The following is a 16484-nucleotide window of genomic DNA, read 5'->3' on the forward strand; positions in this document are numbered from 1 at the left end:
ACCCGCTCTCGGAGTTGGTCGAGACCGCGGAACACGAACGGTTCTGCTCGGGTTGCGTTACCGATCTCGAGCTGTGCGCGGGCTGTGATCTGCCCGCCCAGAACACCGCGTTGACCACTGATGACGACTACCGGTGTGCCGGTTGCCGATCGGCGTTCAGTGTCTGCGACGACTGCATGCGCTACACCCGCTACAACATCGCGATCCTCTCCGGTGGCGATGTCTGCGAGTCCTGCGCGGAAGCCTATTCCACCTGCGACGACTGCAACTTCGCGGTCGCCGAACCCGTCTCGATCAACGACGAACGCGACGTCTGCGCGGACTGCCGCCAGGACTACCGCGAATGCGACCGGTGCGAAACCCTCATCCGCGGCCGCGACGACTACTGCGACGACTGCTACCGACCCGACCATGCACTGGTCCACGACTCCGAGTACACCCCGCGCCCGATCTTCCACGGCAATGGCCCGCTGTTCCTGGGCCTCGAGCTCGAACTCCGCACCACACCACACGGTTTCGACGACTCGGTCGAGACCGCCAACGACCAGCTCGGACGTTTGGCCTACCTCAAGCACGACGGCTCGATCAGCTGCGGATTCGAGCTGGTCACCCATCCGATGAGTTTCGACTACGCGATCACCGAGTTTCCGTGGTCGGTGCTGACACGGTTGCGGGTGCTGGGCTGCTACACCGACGACGAGGTCGGCATCCACGTCCACCTGTCCCGGGCCGGTTTCGACTCACCCGCCCACATCTACCGCTGGCTCAAACTCGTCTACCGCAATGAAGACGACGTCAGCACGCTCGCGCGGCGGCGAGATTCGCAATGGGCGGGCTTTCATCCCGACATCCGCGAAAAAGCAAGAGAGCTCGCGCACGGCGGCCGCGGGTGGGGGCGCTATCACGCCATCAACACCCGGCCCCTGCATACCTTCGAGCTGCGGATCTTCGCCAGCTCTCTGCAGCGCCAACAAGTCCAGGCCGCCCTCGGTTTCGCCCACGCCTCCGTGGAATACACCCGCACCCTGCGCGCCCACGACATCACCCGAAACCAGGGATGGGACTGGACCACATTCACCGCATGGGTCGCCACACGACCGGAATACGCGGCGCTGACCGCGGAGCTGACCGCACTCGGCGCGACCGGATCGGGTGTGTCCACCGGAAACCAGGAGGACCTCGCATGTGCATCCTGACCTTCATCAAGCCCAGCATCGTCGCTGACTACGACGCCCTCGCAGCCGGGGCCGAGGCCAACCCGCACGGGCACGGGTGGGCCGTCCACGCCAGGAACCGGCTCGTCATCGGGCACGGGCTCGATCCCAACACCACGATCACCGAATTCGCCCAGGCCCGCATGCTGTTCCCGGACGGGCCTGCGTTGTTTCACTCCCGCTTCGCCACCCACGGCAAACAGACCACCGCGAACTGTCACCCCTTCGCGATCGGTGGCGACAAGCGAAGTGTGCTGGCCCATAACGGGATCTTGCCCGAGCATGTCCACCCGCTCCCCGGTGACGATCGCTCCGATACTCGGATCGCGGCCGAGGATTTCCTGCCGCGGTTGCCGTTCGGGTCGTTGGATTCCTGGACCGGGCGTACCCGGTTCGAACGCTGGCTCGACACCGACAAAGCCGTGATCCTCACTGTCGATCCGGCCTTCAAGCACCCCGCCTACATCTTCAACGAGCAGCGCGGGCACTGGCGCGACGGGTCCTGGTACTCCAAGAAAATTGAACGAACGAATTGCACGGCCCCACAAGGGACGCCAACGCCGACGTGCCCCCAAACGACCACAGGTCTCGATCCCAGACCTCGGCACCACCATCGCGTGGATTCGAGACGATCTCGGACTCACCCAGAACCAAGCCGCCACAGCGGTCAACTTCAGCGCCGTCCATCTGGGACGTTTCGAGCGCGGCGAGTCCAAGCCGCCCCCTGACGCTCTCGAAGGGATCATCAGCGGATGGCGCCTGAACAAGGCGATGGCCTCCCACCTGCGTGAGCTCGCAGGGCCCGCGATCATGCTCGCACCACCCGACGCTTTGCGCAGCTATGTCCGGGCCGAGAAGTCCCTAAGGCTCAACCTCGAGCGGCTCCAAGTCCGCGCCATCCCAGCCGCCTTCGTCGATCCCTTTGGGAACCTGTTGGCGCACAACGCCTTGCTCACCACAGCCTTTCCCGGCATCCAAGACATCGGCTCGACGTCGATATGGATGTTCAGCGATCACAGCAAAGCCGTGATCGTCGACCCCGAAGGGGAGGGTTCATTGACGGTCGCGATGCTGAAATCAGCCCTGGGCAGGCACCGGAGTTCAGCGCAGGCAAAAGAGCTAGTTTCCGCCTTGGCCCCGATCAGCGATGCTCGGCGACTGTGGGCAGCCAGCGTGAACGTCACCCGTGGGCGTGACTCGCAGTGCCCGTTGCACGCCTACGACGCCAACCACAGACCGGTCTCCTACCAGCTGGCGCTGACCGACGGCATGCTTGCTCACCATGTCCAGCTCCTCACGGCCACACCGGAGGAATACTCCGGACCTGAACTCGTCTAGCTAACAAGGACATCCGGCCGGCGCAGTGACGACAGATCTGCTTGCGCCGGTCGGAGCTTTGTGACCACTCACAGGCCGAAGGCTTGTCGTACTGTGCCTGTATCGCCACCAATTTCTCGGTGCCAGCAGAAAACTGGTGGCGAACATCGCCGAATTTGTGTTTTCCTGTATATGGGAAAGAGCCACTGATCGGGCCGAAAGGTGCCCGATGCAATTTCATATGACTGCTATCCCGCTCCCAAGGCGCGAGGATTCTTCAGCGCTGCCGTCGCGAGCCATCTCCGCCTATTTTCTGTGGAATTTCAGATCCAGCAGCCCTCCTTCCCGATGCTCTGACTTGAGCACTGCCGCGCCACGTCGACACAATTCGACACGCTGCGGTCGCCATCGACCCCACAAGAAGAATCGCAATTTTCTCGGCGATTGCCGCCCTCCTCAGACGCGTGGCGTTCAGCACTGCGCACCCGTGATCCACGTCGACCACGACCGGAGGCACGCCAGTGCGCGATGAAGACTCGACCCCACCACCACCGCCGCTTCGCCGATGGGTCAACACCAGATCTGCAGCCGCCCACATCGGCATCCATCCCGAAGTGCTGCGGCGCTGGGCCCGCCAACCAGGCAAGCACACGTGGCTGCCCAAACCAATCCGAGTTGGAAAGGAATTCCGTTGGGACATCGACGCACTCGAAACCGCCTTGGCGGACCTGAACGACTGATCACAGGAGCACGACGATAAGGCGCCGTAGACCGCCGCGGCCTCTCGGGGTTCCCCTCAAACCGATGCTCACCGAGATCGCTCCAGGCCATTGGTCGGCACGAATCTACGTGAGCGACACCTCCGGTCGGCGCCGAGACGTCACCCGCTTCTCCCCGGTCAAACTCAACTCCCAAGGCCGCGCGCTTCCCGACCGCACCGGCCAACGCGCCCTCGATGTCGTTCTCAGCGCAGCTGCCGATCCGTTTCGAGTTCGACGACGCACGTCGGATTCGATCACCGTGCGAGAGCTGTGGAAGCACTATCGCGATCACCTCATCTCCCTCAACCGCGCCGGCGCGACCATCAGCCGCTACGACGACGTCCCCGCAGGCACGCCCCCGGTCAGCGCCGTCGACTCGGTGCGGGTCCAAGGTGAGAGCTACGCGCGCCGAGCGGGACTGATCGTCTTCGGCGGTTCCTTCCGCCGGACACGGCTTCCGTGCTAACCTGATTGCACCACATCCCCCACGCCTCTCATAGAAGCGCACTTGGGGGATTTTCTTTTGCCACCGGCAGCCAGGAGACCGCATGCCCCCACCCCGGCGCCGCTCCTGGACGCCGCCTCCGCCACGTCCGCGGGGCTCGCTCGACTACGACAAGCCTCCGCTGAACCCTGAAGACCTCGTGGGCCGTCTGGCGGACCGCGGCCTCGGCATCCCGGAGGAGGAGCGGGCGCGGCGGTACCTGCGCCACATCGGCTACTACCGCCTCTCGCCCTACACGATCCCCTTCCAGCAGGGCCAACCCGACCACGTCTTCCGCTCCGGCACGTCGTTCGACGACGTGGTCGACCTCTATGTCTTCGACCGGGCCCTGCGGCTGCTGGTCATGGACGCCCTCGAGCGCGTCGAGGTCGCTGTGCGCGCAGCGCTGACGGACCACATGTCGACGACCTACGACGACTCGCACTGGTACACCGACGCCAGGCACTTCGACAAGCCGCCCAAACATGCCGGGCTGCTGAAGATCGTCCGCGAGAGTTGCGACGAGAGGCTGCGCGGGACGCCGGACGCCGGGCTCGACGCGCTGGTCCACCGCTCGGCGCTCGAGCACTACCTGACGACCTACGGGTCCCCCGAGCTGCCGCCCTCCTGGCTCATGGTGGAGATGCTGACCATCGGGCAGCTGTGCAGCGTGTACAAAAACCTTCGGCTGCGCTCCGACCGGACGGCTGTCGCAACGAGCATCGGCCTGACCACAACGGTGCTTGAGTCCTGGCTGCAGACCTACGTGCGCGTGCGCAACATCTGCGCTCACCACGGACGGCTGTGGAACGTCGGCCTCGGCGTCTACCCGGCGATCCCGACGACGCCGACCATCTCCTGGCTGGAGGGCGCGGGAGCGCTGCCGGAGCGATCGAGGAAGCGGCTCTATCCCGTGCTCGTGTCCCTGCAGTCGGTGCTCGACTCCGTGTCTCCGCGCAGCAGCTGGGCCCGCCGGCTCCACGAGCTGCTCAGTGCCCGCCCGCAGATGAACCTGTCCGGAATGGGCGTCCCGCAGGGTTGGGCCGAGGACGGGTTTTGGAGCCGGCATATCACCGACTGACGGTCGGCCCTGTGCCGGGTGATCTGCCCAGAGCCGTTCTTCTTCTAGGCATGCAGAAGAGCCGTTCTTCCACGCCTGGTTCTCTCAGCCATTTTCATCCGGCCATCATGCTGCGCGAGCAGGATGAAAGACACCTTTTACACCCACGATCGTCCAGTGCTCCCAGCGCGCGGGCAGCACGGCCACCGCATCGATGGTCGATTCTTCATCTGGACTCAAGCCAGCGACACCGAAGAGCACAGCCGCGGCGAACCAGCGGTGCGAGGGATTCACGCTCGGCACTCGGTGCAGAACGATCGCTGGGTGGTTACTCGTCGTTGTCGGTCGGTTCTGTGATCCACTCCTGAGGTACCAGGGCCTGATTGTTGCTGTAGTGCCAGCGTTCGATGACGTGGTCACGAAAGAGCGGATCCGCTAGGTCGGCGTGTTCGACGACAATGACCTGAAGGGCTCCGTCGAGAGCCCGGGTGGTGTCTATGATGGCCTGGTAGATCTTCAGCAGCTGGGTGAGGTCACGGGTGGGCTTGCCGTAGTCGGGCGGGAAGTAGACCTGGGATGGCTGGTCGAGGATCAATGTCCGCGGGACAGGGCTACCGTGCTCGCTGAACCACTCGTGCAGGCTCAGAAGCGTCGCGACGTGGTAGCCCAGGTGGTTCTCCGCGCTCCCCATGTCGGCGAGCCGAACTGGGCCATCGGTGGTGTCAGCGACAATGGTCAATCGGTTGATATCGAGTCGAACAGGCCCATCCGAATGGTCGAGCCCAAGCATAACTGCCTTGGCGCGTATGTTCTGACTGATCACCGACAAGTAGCTATTGAGCCGATCACCCTGAGTGTCGTCACTAAGGAGATGCTCCAGCTCGGCGATCTTCCGCTGGAACTCGTCGCGGCGGTCCTCGACCTGCGGAGCACTGACGTGTTGGGCAGTGGTGTCAAGGTAGAGACTGATGCGGCCACGCACATGGGCGGCTTGCTGCCAATCGTCCGACTCCCGCTGCAGCGCGCGCATCCCGGCGCTGATCTCGTTGATTTCATCCTGGTTGCGATTAAGAGCCGCGCGCAGCTGCTGTAGTTGTTCCTCCGCCTGCGCCAGCTGCCGTTGCAGGGCCGGTGTGTCACTACCGATGACCTGGAGGTCGCCGTCGAGGCTTTCGAGATCGCGCATTATGGCGGCCACCGTCTCATTGGCCGAGGCGATCGGGCTGTCGCATACCGGGCAGTGAGCAGCTTGGGAGGCGTCCAGGTCCACCCGCATCAGCCCAAGGGACGTGAGACGGGTGCGCTGCTCACGTGCTTGTCCGGCGAAGTCGTCGTTCTCTTCGAGTGCGCGTTTGAGGTCAGCGATGCGAGCGCGGGACTGCCCGACGGCACGGCGCAACTGGGCACGCTCGCTGGTCGCTTCGGCCAGCGGATCGCCGTCGTCCAGCCGGGCCGTAAACCGGATGCTGCTTTCGAGGACCTGGCGAAGTAGGTGAGAGGTTTCCTCAACGGTCGGCTCGTTGTTGCGAGATGGGATCAGACCTGCCTCGACTGCCTCGGCTAGCAGGGCTCGGGCTTGACCGGAAGCCGGGCTCATGTCGCGGGCCTGGGCGAGTTTGGTCTCAAGGTCGGAGAGGTCGCGGCGCAGCAGCCGCAACCTGTTGCGCCTGGCAGCCTGTTCGGGGTCGACAGCGCCGAGGAAATAGGGCACTACACCGCGGATGTGGGTCGAGCGCCACTCCTCACCTTGGGAGTGGAAAAGCAAATCGGAGTTGGCGACCTCGTTCTGTGCCTGGAAACAGAAGAACAGTGCATGGCGGATCGAAGGTGCGATGGTCTGTGCGCGGCCAACAGCGGGGACCCTGACCGTCTGGTCGATATCGGAGAAGCCGCTGAGTAGATCCTTAGCGACATCGAGAGGCGTCGTAAAGGACAGCTCGTCCAATGGTGGTGGCGGGGTGCCAGGGGCCTGGGTCAGGATGCACAGCACCGTGCTGATCGCAGCTCCGCGGTCGGGGGCGCGCCGAGCGACAAAGAGTTGCATTCCCGGTTTGACCAGGGTGACAGCATAAATGCCCACATGCTGGCGGACTTTGCCGGCTTTGACGGGGTAGTCGGAGCTCGCCAGGCAATAGTCGATGATCGTCAGAAGCGCGCTTTTGCCGCGCCGGGAGTCTCCCGTGACGATATTGAGGGTACCGACCCGAAAAGGGACCGTCCGCACCTGCCCGGGCTGCTTGCCGTAGACGGTGACGGCGTGGATCTGAAAGGTCATGGTCTAACTCCCAAGAGCGCCAGGACTGTACTGGTGTTGCCGGTGCTGGGCAGCCAGCGCCCGAGCTGTTGTGCAGACTTCTGAACCGCGGTGTACTGCCCGGGCACGTCCCCGATGGCCTTCACGGCCCGCCTCTGCACTGTCAGCCCGGAGCTCTGCAACCTGAGTACACCGCTTTGCAAACCAAACAGCAGCCCCGGACGGACGACCGTGGCGAGGCCGGCGGCGTTGAAACCCATTGCTACGCGGACAGACTCGTTTTCGTCGAGCCAGCCCATCAGACCTGATCGAGTAGTGGCGGGCAGCAACGCTCGAATTGATGGCTGGAGAGCCATGACCGCAGCGGTCACAGCGACCGGAATCGGGCAGGCGGATTGGTACTTCGTCTCGTGGCCCTGCACGGCACGGACGCACACCAGTGCGGTGAAGGCCGGGTTGAACAGGGCGCGCTCCTCCCGACTGAGGTCAAGCTCGGCCATCAGTGGCTCCGGTCGGTTCGAGTAAAGCCGCCAGGCGGGCACTGAAGTCCGGGTGCCAACCGACCTGCTCCTCATCCGCGAGCATCTGGTAGGACCCTTTGGTGACGAACACCTCTTCACAGCCGGGGCGGATGCGCATCCGGGCCTCGAGGTCGACCCACCGGTAGATCAGTTTGGCGTGGCGCTTCATCTCTTGCTCGGTAGCCTCCTCACCGAGCTCCTCGCGCATTTCTGCGAACCGTGATTCCCACTCCTGCACCAGTCTGCGCTCATAGTCGCGGATCTCTCCGAGACGCACCAGGTTTTCGTCCACCCAGCGAGAGCGCTGGGTGAAGGCCCTCACCCAGTCGCGCACCGCGTAATTGATCCGCTCCGTGCCCACGTCGATCAACCGCAGCTGACGGACGAAGACCTTGTCGGAGGCGCCGGCGGCGGCCGGATCCGCGGCCGTTAGCGAGGTGATGTCAGGGTCTATGGGCAGATTGCGCTCACCAATCTGGTTCCGCAGATCCATGAAGAGCTCGTCGAACTCGGTGCCGGTCACGGGATCCGATCCCGGGCAACTCATCTGGACACATGCCCGCTGGAAGTACCAGCCCTCTAAGCGCTGAAGAAACGACTCGGCGAAGCGCCGTTCGACCGCCAGACTCGCGTAGCCCAGCAGATCAGCCCTTATCTCTTCGATGCCCGGCGCACCACCAATGACTTCGATGCGGCTGATGAGTTCAGCCCGACGTGGCTGGTCCAGTACGTCGAATGCGTGGAATGCCTTTGCGAGGGACTCACTCTTCGACGACTGCCGGGCTTCGATGAGGAGGGCTTCGGCGGCCTTCTCGTCACGTTGCCCGCTGGCCTTGGGTTGCAGGAAGGACCCCACGGTGTTGTCAGGCAGCTCTGCGGTGGTGATCAGGTAGAGGCTCGTCTCGGCAAGGTCTATGCGTTTCTCGGTGACGGCCTGACACCAGACCCTGATCGTCTTCCACAGGTCCGACGACAGATCCGTCAGCCTCACGTTGTCTGCCCGCTTCTTCAGCTGGGTCAGCTCGGTGCGCGACCCAATGTCGACCTGGACATCGTCTGTCGCCTCAATCGCCACACTCCATTCGATCCCGCCCCTGGACAGCTCCACGCACCGCCGAAGGGCTACACGAAGCTGGTATAGATAGCCAAGCGCTGACGCCGCCGCCTCGAAGGGATTCCCAGGGCTGGTCATACCCCCACCGCCTCCCACTGATCTGCGAATGCAGTGATCATTTCACGGGCGCATTGCGGGTGAACACATATACCCAAACTCTCCTCCGCTCATCCGCGCCGGACAGCCACCCGCCACTGCGGCAGCGACTGTGTCGACAGCCCACAAAGCAGGGTGAGACGACCAGCCTCATAGCGAAATCCGGATGTTATTGGCAGCGTGGCGAATTGGCTCTGGCGAAGGAGAAGCGTCGAAGGTGAATGCGAGAGATCGAGCTATCGCAGTTCGGTTCTCTGGCGGGCCTCGGACGTGGCCTGGCAGCGAGAGATCTCTCCACCGACAAGCCTGAGCGCGGTGACGCCTCAACCAAACCAGACCCCCGCAACAAACTAACGTTGGTCGGTCATAACCCGAGCTGAACGCTGCGGCGCTGTATAGTGCCCCACCCGCAGGGCGCCCAAGCCGGACGGATGCCAGGTGGAACGGTGGCGCCACGGACCGTGTCTAGGCTTGCCGGATCAGCGGGGCGCAGGCAGCGGCCGGGGCGCTGGCCAACGGTGAGAAAGATCGGCATGAGGCGAGCGGTAATGGCTCCGGTGGCGGGAATCATGGTGGACGCATCGGCCGCTGGGTCGGCGGGTGGCGGTCACGGTCGAGTTATCTGTTCCGGCGTCTGCGATGCCGCATCGGGTGCAGAGGATAAGTTGCCGTTCGATATTCGACTGATGCACCCGAACACGTGCCAGGACGACCAACCGCAACAGTCTCAAAATCCATACCCGACCCCTCGACGCCGCCACCCTCCGTACAGCGCATGTCATCCACTCTGCCAGTAGACCAGCCGACGGACTCAGAGGAAGGGCGCGTCCACACTGCGGATATGAGCGGCAACCATCGCAGCCAATGTCTCGGGCCGAGTATCACGAAACGTGAGCTCGATTGACTGACGATCTACATCAAGACGGATCAACCCGGATCCCCACACCGACGCACCATCGAGCCCACTTACGATCCCTCCGCCATCGAGAACATAGTCCCGATCGTCGGCAAGTGGTTCGCGTGCCCAGGACGCACGCATGTACAGGGGCTCAAGCTCGCTGATCGGCTCATCGAATCCGAAAGGACCATGCTCGAACCCGGCCCCGGTGAGTACGACATCAAGGGCCGCGATGACCGCAGCCAAGTCCTCGAAGCTGGGCGGGTGGAGGTCGAACCAAGGCTGCCAGGGCTCACGATTGCTCCGAAAGCTGCTTTCCTGCATGACAAGCAGCATTCCACCTTCCCTCTCGCAACCTCAAGGTTCCACCCCGACCGACCCGGTCCAAGCGCTCCGATCAGCAGAACCCGCCAGCGTGCCCGTATCTCGGCATGCACACTGGGATAGCAGTAGGCTTCGTCCGCGATAAGTGCTCGATCCGGCGTAAAAGCCACGATCGAACGGCGCGTCCGCACCTGCACGTGACCAGGGCTACCGCCTGATGATCAGGTCCGCCGGGGGAACCAGGCTGTATCCCCGCGGAGCGCAAACGCCATGGGCCGCCCGACTTAGCGGGCCCGTCGCGAGTGACTATTGCGCGGCAGCACTTGACTCCGCGATCTGTCCGTCGGCCGAAGCTGACCCATACCCGCACGGAATAAGTAGTTGATCGCAGCGGCGGATCACGGGCCGGAGCGGTTCCCTCGGACTGGACCTAACCCCTCAGACCCGATCCGTGTTAATGACGGCCTTGCACACCTAGGCCCGGCGAGCTGCGGAGCGAGATCGATCGACTCTGTCGGCGGCTCGGCATGCCTGACGAGGGTGCGCTGCACCGCGTTCTCGGCAGGCCGCGGGGTTCAAAAACGCGGGGCTCCTGTGGGATTTGGCCGAAAACGTCAAATCTCCGAAAAGGCGAATCCCCCTTCGACCCAGGTCAGAGCGGGTTTCACTGTCGGTCTGACAGGATTCAAACCTGCGACCCTTGTGCAAGGTTCGCGTGGGCTAATTCGTTGTCGAGTCCAGCCTCGCCTGCTTCCGCTCCGTCTACGAACTGTTGCTGGCGAAATCCTCCAATATCAGGTTTCCTAGAGGAGGAAAGAGTCATTGATCGGGCATACACCGATAGGTGCCCGATGTACACACCGGATATTTCGCGATTCACGACCAACGAACCGTTCTCGTCATCGAAACTGACGGCCAGCCGCCTCTCGAGGGCCTCCTCAACCTCCATCACAGCGGCAGCCGAAAGACCAGAACTACCGGTCGACCCATGCATCCCAGGCGCGGTGATCGAGAACCCGGACCACGGATGTTGCGGCAACACGATTCTCTGCGAGCACTGCGGATGCCACGTTCCCGATGAGACTCGCGGCCACGTTGGGTTAGCGTGCCATGCCCCGGCGTAGCGCCAAGCGGACTCCGAACCCGAGCCGCTATGTCTCCATCAAATTTGCCGCCGAACGAGCCGACGTCAGTACCGACACCATTCGAAGGATGATCGCTGACGGCACGCTTGCCGCCTACAGATTCCGCGGTCAGATCCGGATCGCGATCGAAGATATCGACGCGGCGATGTGGCCGATCAACTGAAGTGCCAGCCAGTGACGCATCAGACAGCGGAACGAGCTATTGTGACTGGAATCACTCATTCGGGGGGCTTCCCAATGTCCCTGGCGACCGGATTCGGCCCCGCCTCAGCGTTCTAGCACCGAACGCTATTGCACGTATATTGCACGAAATGTACAAGCAGTCACCAACAAGGCCCTGACCTGCACTTTTAGGGTGGTCCCAGCTGGTTTCGAACCAGCGACCTTCCGCGTGTGAGGCGGACGCTCTCCCGCTGAGCTATGGGACCGAACACTGTGTCGGGCGGGTTTCGAGCCGCTCGAACGAGATGGAACATTAGCACGGAGGGCTGGGATGACACCAAATCGCCTTGTGAAGCGGGGTTTCGACGAGGTGGGGCTGCGGGAGTCGGTGCGTCGCGCTCGCGCGCGTGCATGCGCGAGCGGGCGATCGATGTCCGTGCCGGGTCCCTCCGCTCGTTATCATCAATAGATGCGAATATCTATGTTTCACGATGTGACCATCGCGGGGCCGATGGGGTGGAGAGCGGCTCGGGTGGACGTGGACGACATGCGTGTAATTCACATTTAGGCTGGTTTACCAGGCGATTTGTAGTCTTCGTCGAACGTCGGCTAATGTTCTCATCGCACCGCAGAGAGCAGCGAAGCCGCCAGGCCGAGCCGCTCCCCTAAGTGTGAAGTAAATGCGGATGTGGCGCAGTGGTAGCGCATCACCTTGCCAAGGTGAGGGTCGCGAGTTCGAATCTCGTCATCCGCTCGAGAGGTAGGTAAGGCACTAGCCCCATCCTCCTTTGTACGGTGGAGTGGCCGAGTGGTGAGGCAACGGCCTGCAAAGCCGTGCACACGGGTTCGATTCCCGTCTCCACCTCGCGCGATTAGCTCAGCGGGAGAGCGCTTCCCTGACACGGAAGAGGTCACTGGTTCAATCCCAGTATCGCGCACCACCGTACCGAGTCAGGCCCCCTTTCGAGGGGGCCTGACTTGTTTGCGTTATCGACCGAGTTGGCCGAGTCTGTAACCCAGATCACTCTCGGCACGGTTTCAGAGTGAGCTCCCCTAGTATCGGCACACGGCATCGCCGGGTGGGTCCGGTGCGGGACCGGCGGCACGAAGGGGCAATCGAGTGAGGCAGATCCTGTTGTCGGCGGGGATCGCTCTGGTCATCACCATCACGCTCACGCCCGGGTTGATCCGCGTCTTCGCGCGGCGGGGGTTCGGACAGGAGATCCGCGTCGACGGGCCTGCCAGTCATCAGGCCAAACGCGGAACGCCCACGATGGGCGGGCTGGCGATCGGGGCGGGGGTCTGGGCAGGGTATCTGGGATCGCACCTGATCGGGTTGCTGTGGGACGCGCCGGGACCGAGCGCGTCGGGGGTGCTGGTGCTGCTGCTGGCGTCGGCGCTGGGCGTGGTGGGTTTCCTCGATGACTCGATCAAGCTGCGAAAGCACCGCAATCTCGGGTTGACCGCGGCAGGCAAGTACGTCGGGCAGGTCGGGGCCGCGGTGGTGTTCGCCGTGCTGGTGCTGCGCTTTCCCGGCGCCACGGGGCTGACGCCCGCCGGTCGCAATCTGTCCTATGTCCGCGATATCACCACCATCACCTTCGCGTCGCTGTTCTTCGTCGCGTTCATCGTGTTGCTGGTGGTCGCGTGGTCGAACGCGGTGAACATCACCGACGGGCTCGACGGGCTGGCGGCGGGTTCGATGAGCCTTACGCTCGGCGCGTACGTGGTGATCACCCTGTGGCAGTACGACAACTCGTGCGAGATCAGCCCCGGACGCGGCTGCTACAACGTGCGCGATCCGCTCGACCTGGCGATGGTCAGTGCCGCGGGTGCTGCCGCGTGCATCGGATTCCTCTGGTGGAACGCGGCGCCGGCCAAGATCTTCATGGGCGACACCGGTTCACTCGGCCTTGGCGGCCTGCTCGCGGGGCTGTCGATCACCAGCCGCACCGAGCTGCTCGCCGTGGTGATCGGGGCGCTGTTCGTCGCCGAGGTCATGTCGGTGGTGCTGCAGATCGTGGTGTTCCGCACGACCCACACCCGACTGTTCCGGATGGCGCCGTTCCATCACCACTTCGAACTCAACAATTGGCCCGAGACCGCGGTGATCATCCGGTTCTGGGTGCTGGCCGGGATCGCGTCGGCGACCGGACTGTGCCTGTTCTACAGCGAGTACCTGACCTCGCTCTAGTTGTCGGGGCCTGCGGCTACGCTGACTCGACCGAGCGAGGGAGGTCGCCGCTGTGAGTGCCGAGATCGTCGTGCCACCGGGTCACGATATCGCCGCCGACGTCTCGTTCGAGCTGGAGGAGCTCGATGAGCTGGTCGGCGAACTCCTCGCCGAGCACGCCGAACGCGCGGCCCGCGACGCGCGCATCGTCGCGTTGCGTCTCGGGATCGGTGGACAGCGCCCGGAAACCCTCACCCGGATCGGCGCACGCTACGACCTGGCCCGCGACCGGGTCCGTCAGCTCTACGCCAAAGCCATCGGGCGGATCGTGCGCGAAGCCGCCCGCTCGGGACACCGGTCGGCGAAGGTGTTCGCACACCGCTACCCGGTCGAGGCGGGTGATCTGCGCCTGGTGCGCATGCTGCTGGCCGAGACCTACGCGACCGATACCGACCTGGTGGCCATGGAGTGGTCCTATCTCAAGCTCCGGCTGGCCGGACACGAACAGGGCGACGCCAAGCGGGTCGCCGGATACGTGATGCAGCGAATCCTGGGCTGGCAGAAGAAGACTGCCAGCATCCTGGCCAAGCTGCACGTGCCCGAGGAAGGCGCCGACGATCTGCGGGCACTGCTGGCCGACGTCGAGTGGTCGACCGGGCCCGCCGCGCCGCTGCCGACCGAGTCGGCGCGGGTGGCCGACGGTGACGACGCCGACCGGGGCCGGTTCTATTTGGCGAAGGCAGGCCGCGACGTCGCCTACGACTCCGCGATGGCGGCCCGACTGCTCCGAACTCTCGACGCCGACCCGTCGGTGGCGGCGTTCCAGGAAGAACCGACCGCGCTGACCTACCACTTCGGCGGCGAGGACCAGGTTCACTATCCGGCGGTCGCCGCACAGCTCACCGACGGCCGCACCGTCCTGGTCGATGTGGTCCCGTTGGGCCGCATAGCCTTCCACCGCAATCGGATCCAGAGCGAACTCGGCCGCGCCTACGCGCACGAGCACGGCTGGGGCTGGCTCGCCTGGACCGGCAGCGCGCTCGGCGCACCCCAGCTGCAGGCCCGCACGATCGACGCGTCGGTCGAGCAACGCCTGGCCACCGACCTCGAACAGGGCCCCTACGATCGCCAGGCGCTGGCCACGGCCAGCGCGGAAACCGGCCTCGATCTCCTCGACCTGGCCGGTCTCGTGCTCCGCAACGACTGGCAGTGGGACCGGTTGCCGATGCGGCTCAGCGCGTCACCATCGCGCCGACCATCACGGTGAGGACCAACAGCATCGCGCAGCAGGTGAGCCACTGCCACTGATTCAGCATGCGATCCATCCGGCCGATGCTCGCGCGCAGGCTCGCCGCGGCGCGCTGCTGGGCGACGAGTTCACTGCGCAGTCCGGCCATCGTGATGGCTTCGGCGTCGGCGTTCACCCCGGCCCGATCGATCCGGTTGTGCAGACGGCCGACCAGCCGCTGCTTGTCGCGCACGGCCTGGCGTGAGACCGCCAGCTCCACCCGCTGATCACGCAACTCCGTGCGCTGGTGCTCGATCATCGCGGCCTGTGCCGCGGTGTGCCGCTCCCAGGTGCCCACGTCGGCCCACCCTCCTGTCGTGAGATCTGCGTGTCCCCAGTGGATTTCGCCGGACACCCAGCCTTCGAGAAAGTCACGCAGCTCCGTGCTGCCGCGAGCCGGCGCGGCGAAACCGGTCTCGCCCACGGCGAGCATGCCCTGGTCGACGCGGTAGTCGGCAGCCGCGGGCGCGAAGTCGGCGATGCCGACCGCGGGGACCAGCGGCACCCAGAAACCCTGCGGGCATACCCACAGCACATCGTCTATTCCGGCCGCCTGCAAGCGTTTCCGGTGGGCGCGGGCCGCGGTGATGTCGAGTGGGCCGCTGTGCACCTCGACCACGCAGCGCCGGTCACCTCGGCGCCAGTAGATATCGACGGGGATATCGTCGATCCGCGCGTCGACCTCGGCCTCGTCGGCGCCCGCCGCCGTGAGCCTGCCACAGATCCAGTGTTCGAGGCGCTGCGTATTCCATTGCATCGCGGCACATTCGGGGCAACCACAGCCATACCCGGTCCGCTCGGTGACGGCGCGGCGGCTGCCCTCGGAAATCCCAAGTTCGTCGAGCAGCGCCTGTCGTCCACACGCCACCTGGGTCTCGCTCAGCCGCTTCGTCCTCACATCATCACTCCCTCACCAAGGGACCCGTCGTAGGCTCACGCGCACGTCCTGGACAACAGGTTCCCGCAGCCGCCGAAAAGGCGCCAGCCCCCTTGACCCGCGTTCGGGTGCGTCACCGCCCGGTGATAGATATCACAAACGCGACTCTGCTTGTATATCAAGCCATTTCATTGTGCCAACGTCGCACAAAGACGCCTAGATCTTGATCATTTCGATACAAAGACCTGCCTGTTGCCTGTCCGTTTCATCCTGATTGCGAATCAGTTCGGCGCGTCGCGTAGGCAGTGACGACAACGCGTGCTGTCGCCCCGATGGATATGATCGCTGCGGCCGAGGCGGGCACGCTCGGGCGACCACGGGAAGTAGGGTGTGCATGAACCACGCTGAGCACGACGAATCCATCGGGTCGATGCTGGCGAGCATCGCCACGGCGCTGCGCGAGGTCAGCGACAAGCTCGATATCGTCGCCGCGCGGGTCCAGCTCGATGTACCCACCTTCCCGGTCGACGAGGATCTGCCCGACCACATCCGGATCAGGCGCCTGGAATCCTGGGCATTCCGTGCGTCACAGGACATTTCACGCCTGAGTTCTCGCCTCGATGCCCTCGACAACGACGGTGAGCCCGACGCGGGCCGTCCGGCCCGGGTCACGCGCAGCCGCCGCGAGGTCCGCGAAGCCGCGGAGGCCGCCGAACGCGCCACCGATGGACTGGATGACCAGCAGCGGCCCTCCGATCCCTTATCGCCGCACCGGAACCGCGATGACGACGGCTCG

Annotated in this window: 15 protein-coding genes and 4 tRNA genes; 12 read left to right on the forward strand and 7 right to left on the reverse strand. The window is 64.3% G+C overall.

What is annotated here, in order from left to right:
* The 5 genes from NS1_RS40915 to NS1_RS23590 form a co-directional block, all read left to right on the forward strand.
* Nucleotides 1-1196, forward strand: a 1196-nt coding sequence (locus tag NS1_RS40915; protein ID WP_063816244.1) for an amidoligase family protein, incomplete at its 5' end; no start/stop codon positions are given.
* A complete protein-coding gene (locus NS1_RS23570) occupies nt 1184-1942 on the forward strand; it encodes a class II glutamine amidotransferase (RefSeq protein WP_255284659.1) in 759 nt (252 codons plus the stop codon). The genes NS1_RS40915 and NS1_RS23570, both read left to right, overlap by 13 nt.
* Nucleotides 1836-2552, forward strand: coding sequence for an MmyB family transcriptional regulator (locus tag NS1_RS39250; protein WP_373864359.1), 717 nt, complete (start codon nt 1836-1838; stop codon nt 2550-2552). Before NS1_RS23570 ends, NS1_RS39250 begins: the two co-directional genes overlap by 107 nt.
* A 783-nt stretch (nt 2553-3335) precedes the next feature.
* Nucleotides 3336-3758 carry a hypothetical protein gene (locus NS1_RS23585; RefSeq protein WP_062987852.1) on the forward strand — a complete coding sequence of 141 codons (423 nt, stop codon included), beginning with the start codon at nt 3336-3338 and terminating at the stop codon, nt 3756-3758.
* A gap of 82 nt (nt 3759-3840) precedes the next feature.
* On the forward strand, nt 3841-4857 hold the full coding sequence (locus NS1_RS23590) for an Abi family protein (RefSeq protein WP_062987854.1): 1017 nt from the start codon (nt 3841-3843) through the stop codon (nt 4855-4857).
* 105 nt (nt 4858-4962) lie between these two features.
* Here the strand turns inward: NS1_RS23590 and NS1_RS40210 are convergent, their stop codons facing one another.
* The 5 genes from NS1_RS40210 to NS1_RS23610 form a co-directional block, all read right to left on the reverse strand.
* A complete protein-coding gene (locus NS1_RS40210) occupies nt 4963-5130 on the reverse strand; it encodes a hypothetical protein (RefSeq protein ID WP_157125360.1) in 168 nt (55 codons plus the stop codon).
* Between the two features lie 34 nt (nt 5131-5164).
* Nucleotides 5165-7111 carry a DUF3732 domain-containing protein gene (locus tag NS1_RS23595; protein ID WP_062987857.1) on the reverse strand — a complete coding sequence of 649 codons (1947 nt, stop codon included), beginning with the start codon at nt 7109-7111 and terminating at the stop codon, nt 5165-5167.
* The gene (locus NS1_RS23600) at nt 7108-7590 is read right to left on the reverse strand and encodes a three component ABC system middle component (protein WP_062987859.1); all 483 of its coding nucleotides are present in this window, start codon (nt 7588-7590) and stop codon (nt 7108-7110) included. The genes NS1_RS23595 and NS1_RS23600 overlap by 4 nt, the downstream gene beginning before the upstream one ends.
* Complete coding sequence (locus tag NS1_RS23605; RefSeq protein WP_062987861.1) at nt 7577-8803, reverse strand: ABC-three component system protein; 1227 nt, start codon at nt 8801-8803, stop codon at nt 7577-7579. The genes NS1_RS23600 and NS1_RS23605 overlap by 14 nt, the downstream gene beginning before the upstream one ends.
* Nucleotides 8804-9632: 829 nt before the next feature.
* Entirely contained in the window at nt 9633-10055 is a 423-nt protein-coding gene (locus tag NS1_RS23610) for a hypothetical protein (protein ID WP_062987863.1), read from the reverse strand.
* Between the two features lie 1098 nt (nt 10056-11153).
* Here NS1_RS23610 and NS1_RS39255 point away from each other — a divergent pair.
* Entirely contained in the window at nt 11154-11351 is a 198-nt protein-coding gene (locus NS1_RS39255) for an excisionase family DNA-binding protein (RefSeq protein WP_084503944.1), read from the forward strand.
* Between the two features lie 193 nt (nt 11352-11544).
* Here NS1_RS39255 and NS1_RS23620 read toward each other — a convergent pair.
* Nucleotides 11545-11616: transfer RNA gene (locus NS1_RS23620), tRNA-Val, on the reverse strand.
* Nucleotides 11617-12032: 416 nt separating this feature from the next.
* Between NS1_RS23620 and NS1_RS23625 the strand changes: the two genes are divergently transcribed.
* From NS1_RS23625 to NS1_RS23645, 5 genes are all read left to right on the forward strand, one after another.
* A tRNA-Gly gene (locus NS1_RS23625) sits at nt 12033-12104 on the forward strand.
* Nucleotides 12105-12144: 40 nt separating this feature from the next.
* Nucleotides 12145-12215, forward strand: a tRNA-Cys gene (locus NS1_RS23630).
* A 1-nt stretch (nt 12216) separates the two neighbouring features.
* Nucleotides 12217-12291 (forward strand) — tRNA-Val (locus NS1_RS23635).
* A gap of 179 nt (nt 12292-12470) precedes the next feature.
* Nucleotides 12471-13544, forward strand: a complete 1074-nt coding sequence (gene mraY, locus NS1_RS23640; RefSeq protein ID WP_062987867.1) for a phospho-N-acetylmuramoyl-pentapeptide-transferase — start codon at nt 12471-12473, stop codon at nt 13542-13544.
* Nucleotides 13545-13596: 52 nt separating this feature from the next.
* The gene (locus tag NS1_RS23645) at nt 13597-14790 is read left to right on the forward strand and encodes a hypothetical protein (protein ID WP_255284660.1); all 1194 of its coding nucleotides are present in this window, start codon (nt 13597-13599) and stop codon (nt 14788-14790) included.
* Here the strand turns inward: NS1_RS23645 and NS1_RS23650 are convergent.
* Complete coding sequence (locus NS1_RS23650) at nt 14756-15709, reverse strand: hypothetical protein (protein WP_255284661.1); 954 nt, start codon at nt 15707-15709, stop codon at nt 14756-14758. The genes NS1_RS23645 and NS1_RS23650 overlap by 35 nt on opposite strands.
* Before the next feature lie 373 nt (nt 15710-16082).
* Between NS1_RS23650 and NS1_RS23655 the strand changes: the two genes are divergently transcribed.
* Nucleotides 16083-16484, forward strand: a 402-nt coding sequence (locus tag NS1_RS23655; protein WP_157125361.1) for a hypothetical protein, incomplete at its 3' end; no start/stop codon positions are given.

Origin of the sequence: Nocardia salmonicida NBRC 13393 (assembly GCF_001613085.1) — a bacterium.
Lineage (GTDB): Bacteria > Actinomycetota > Actinomycetes > Mycobacteriales > Mycobacteriaceae > Nocardia > Nocardia salmonicida.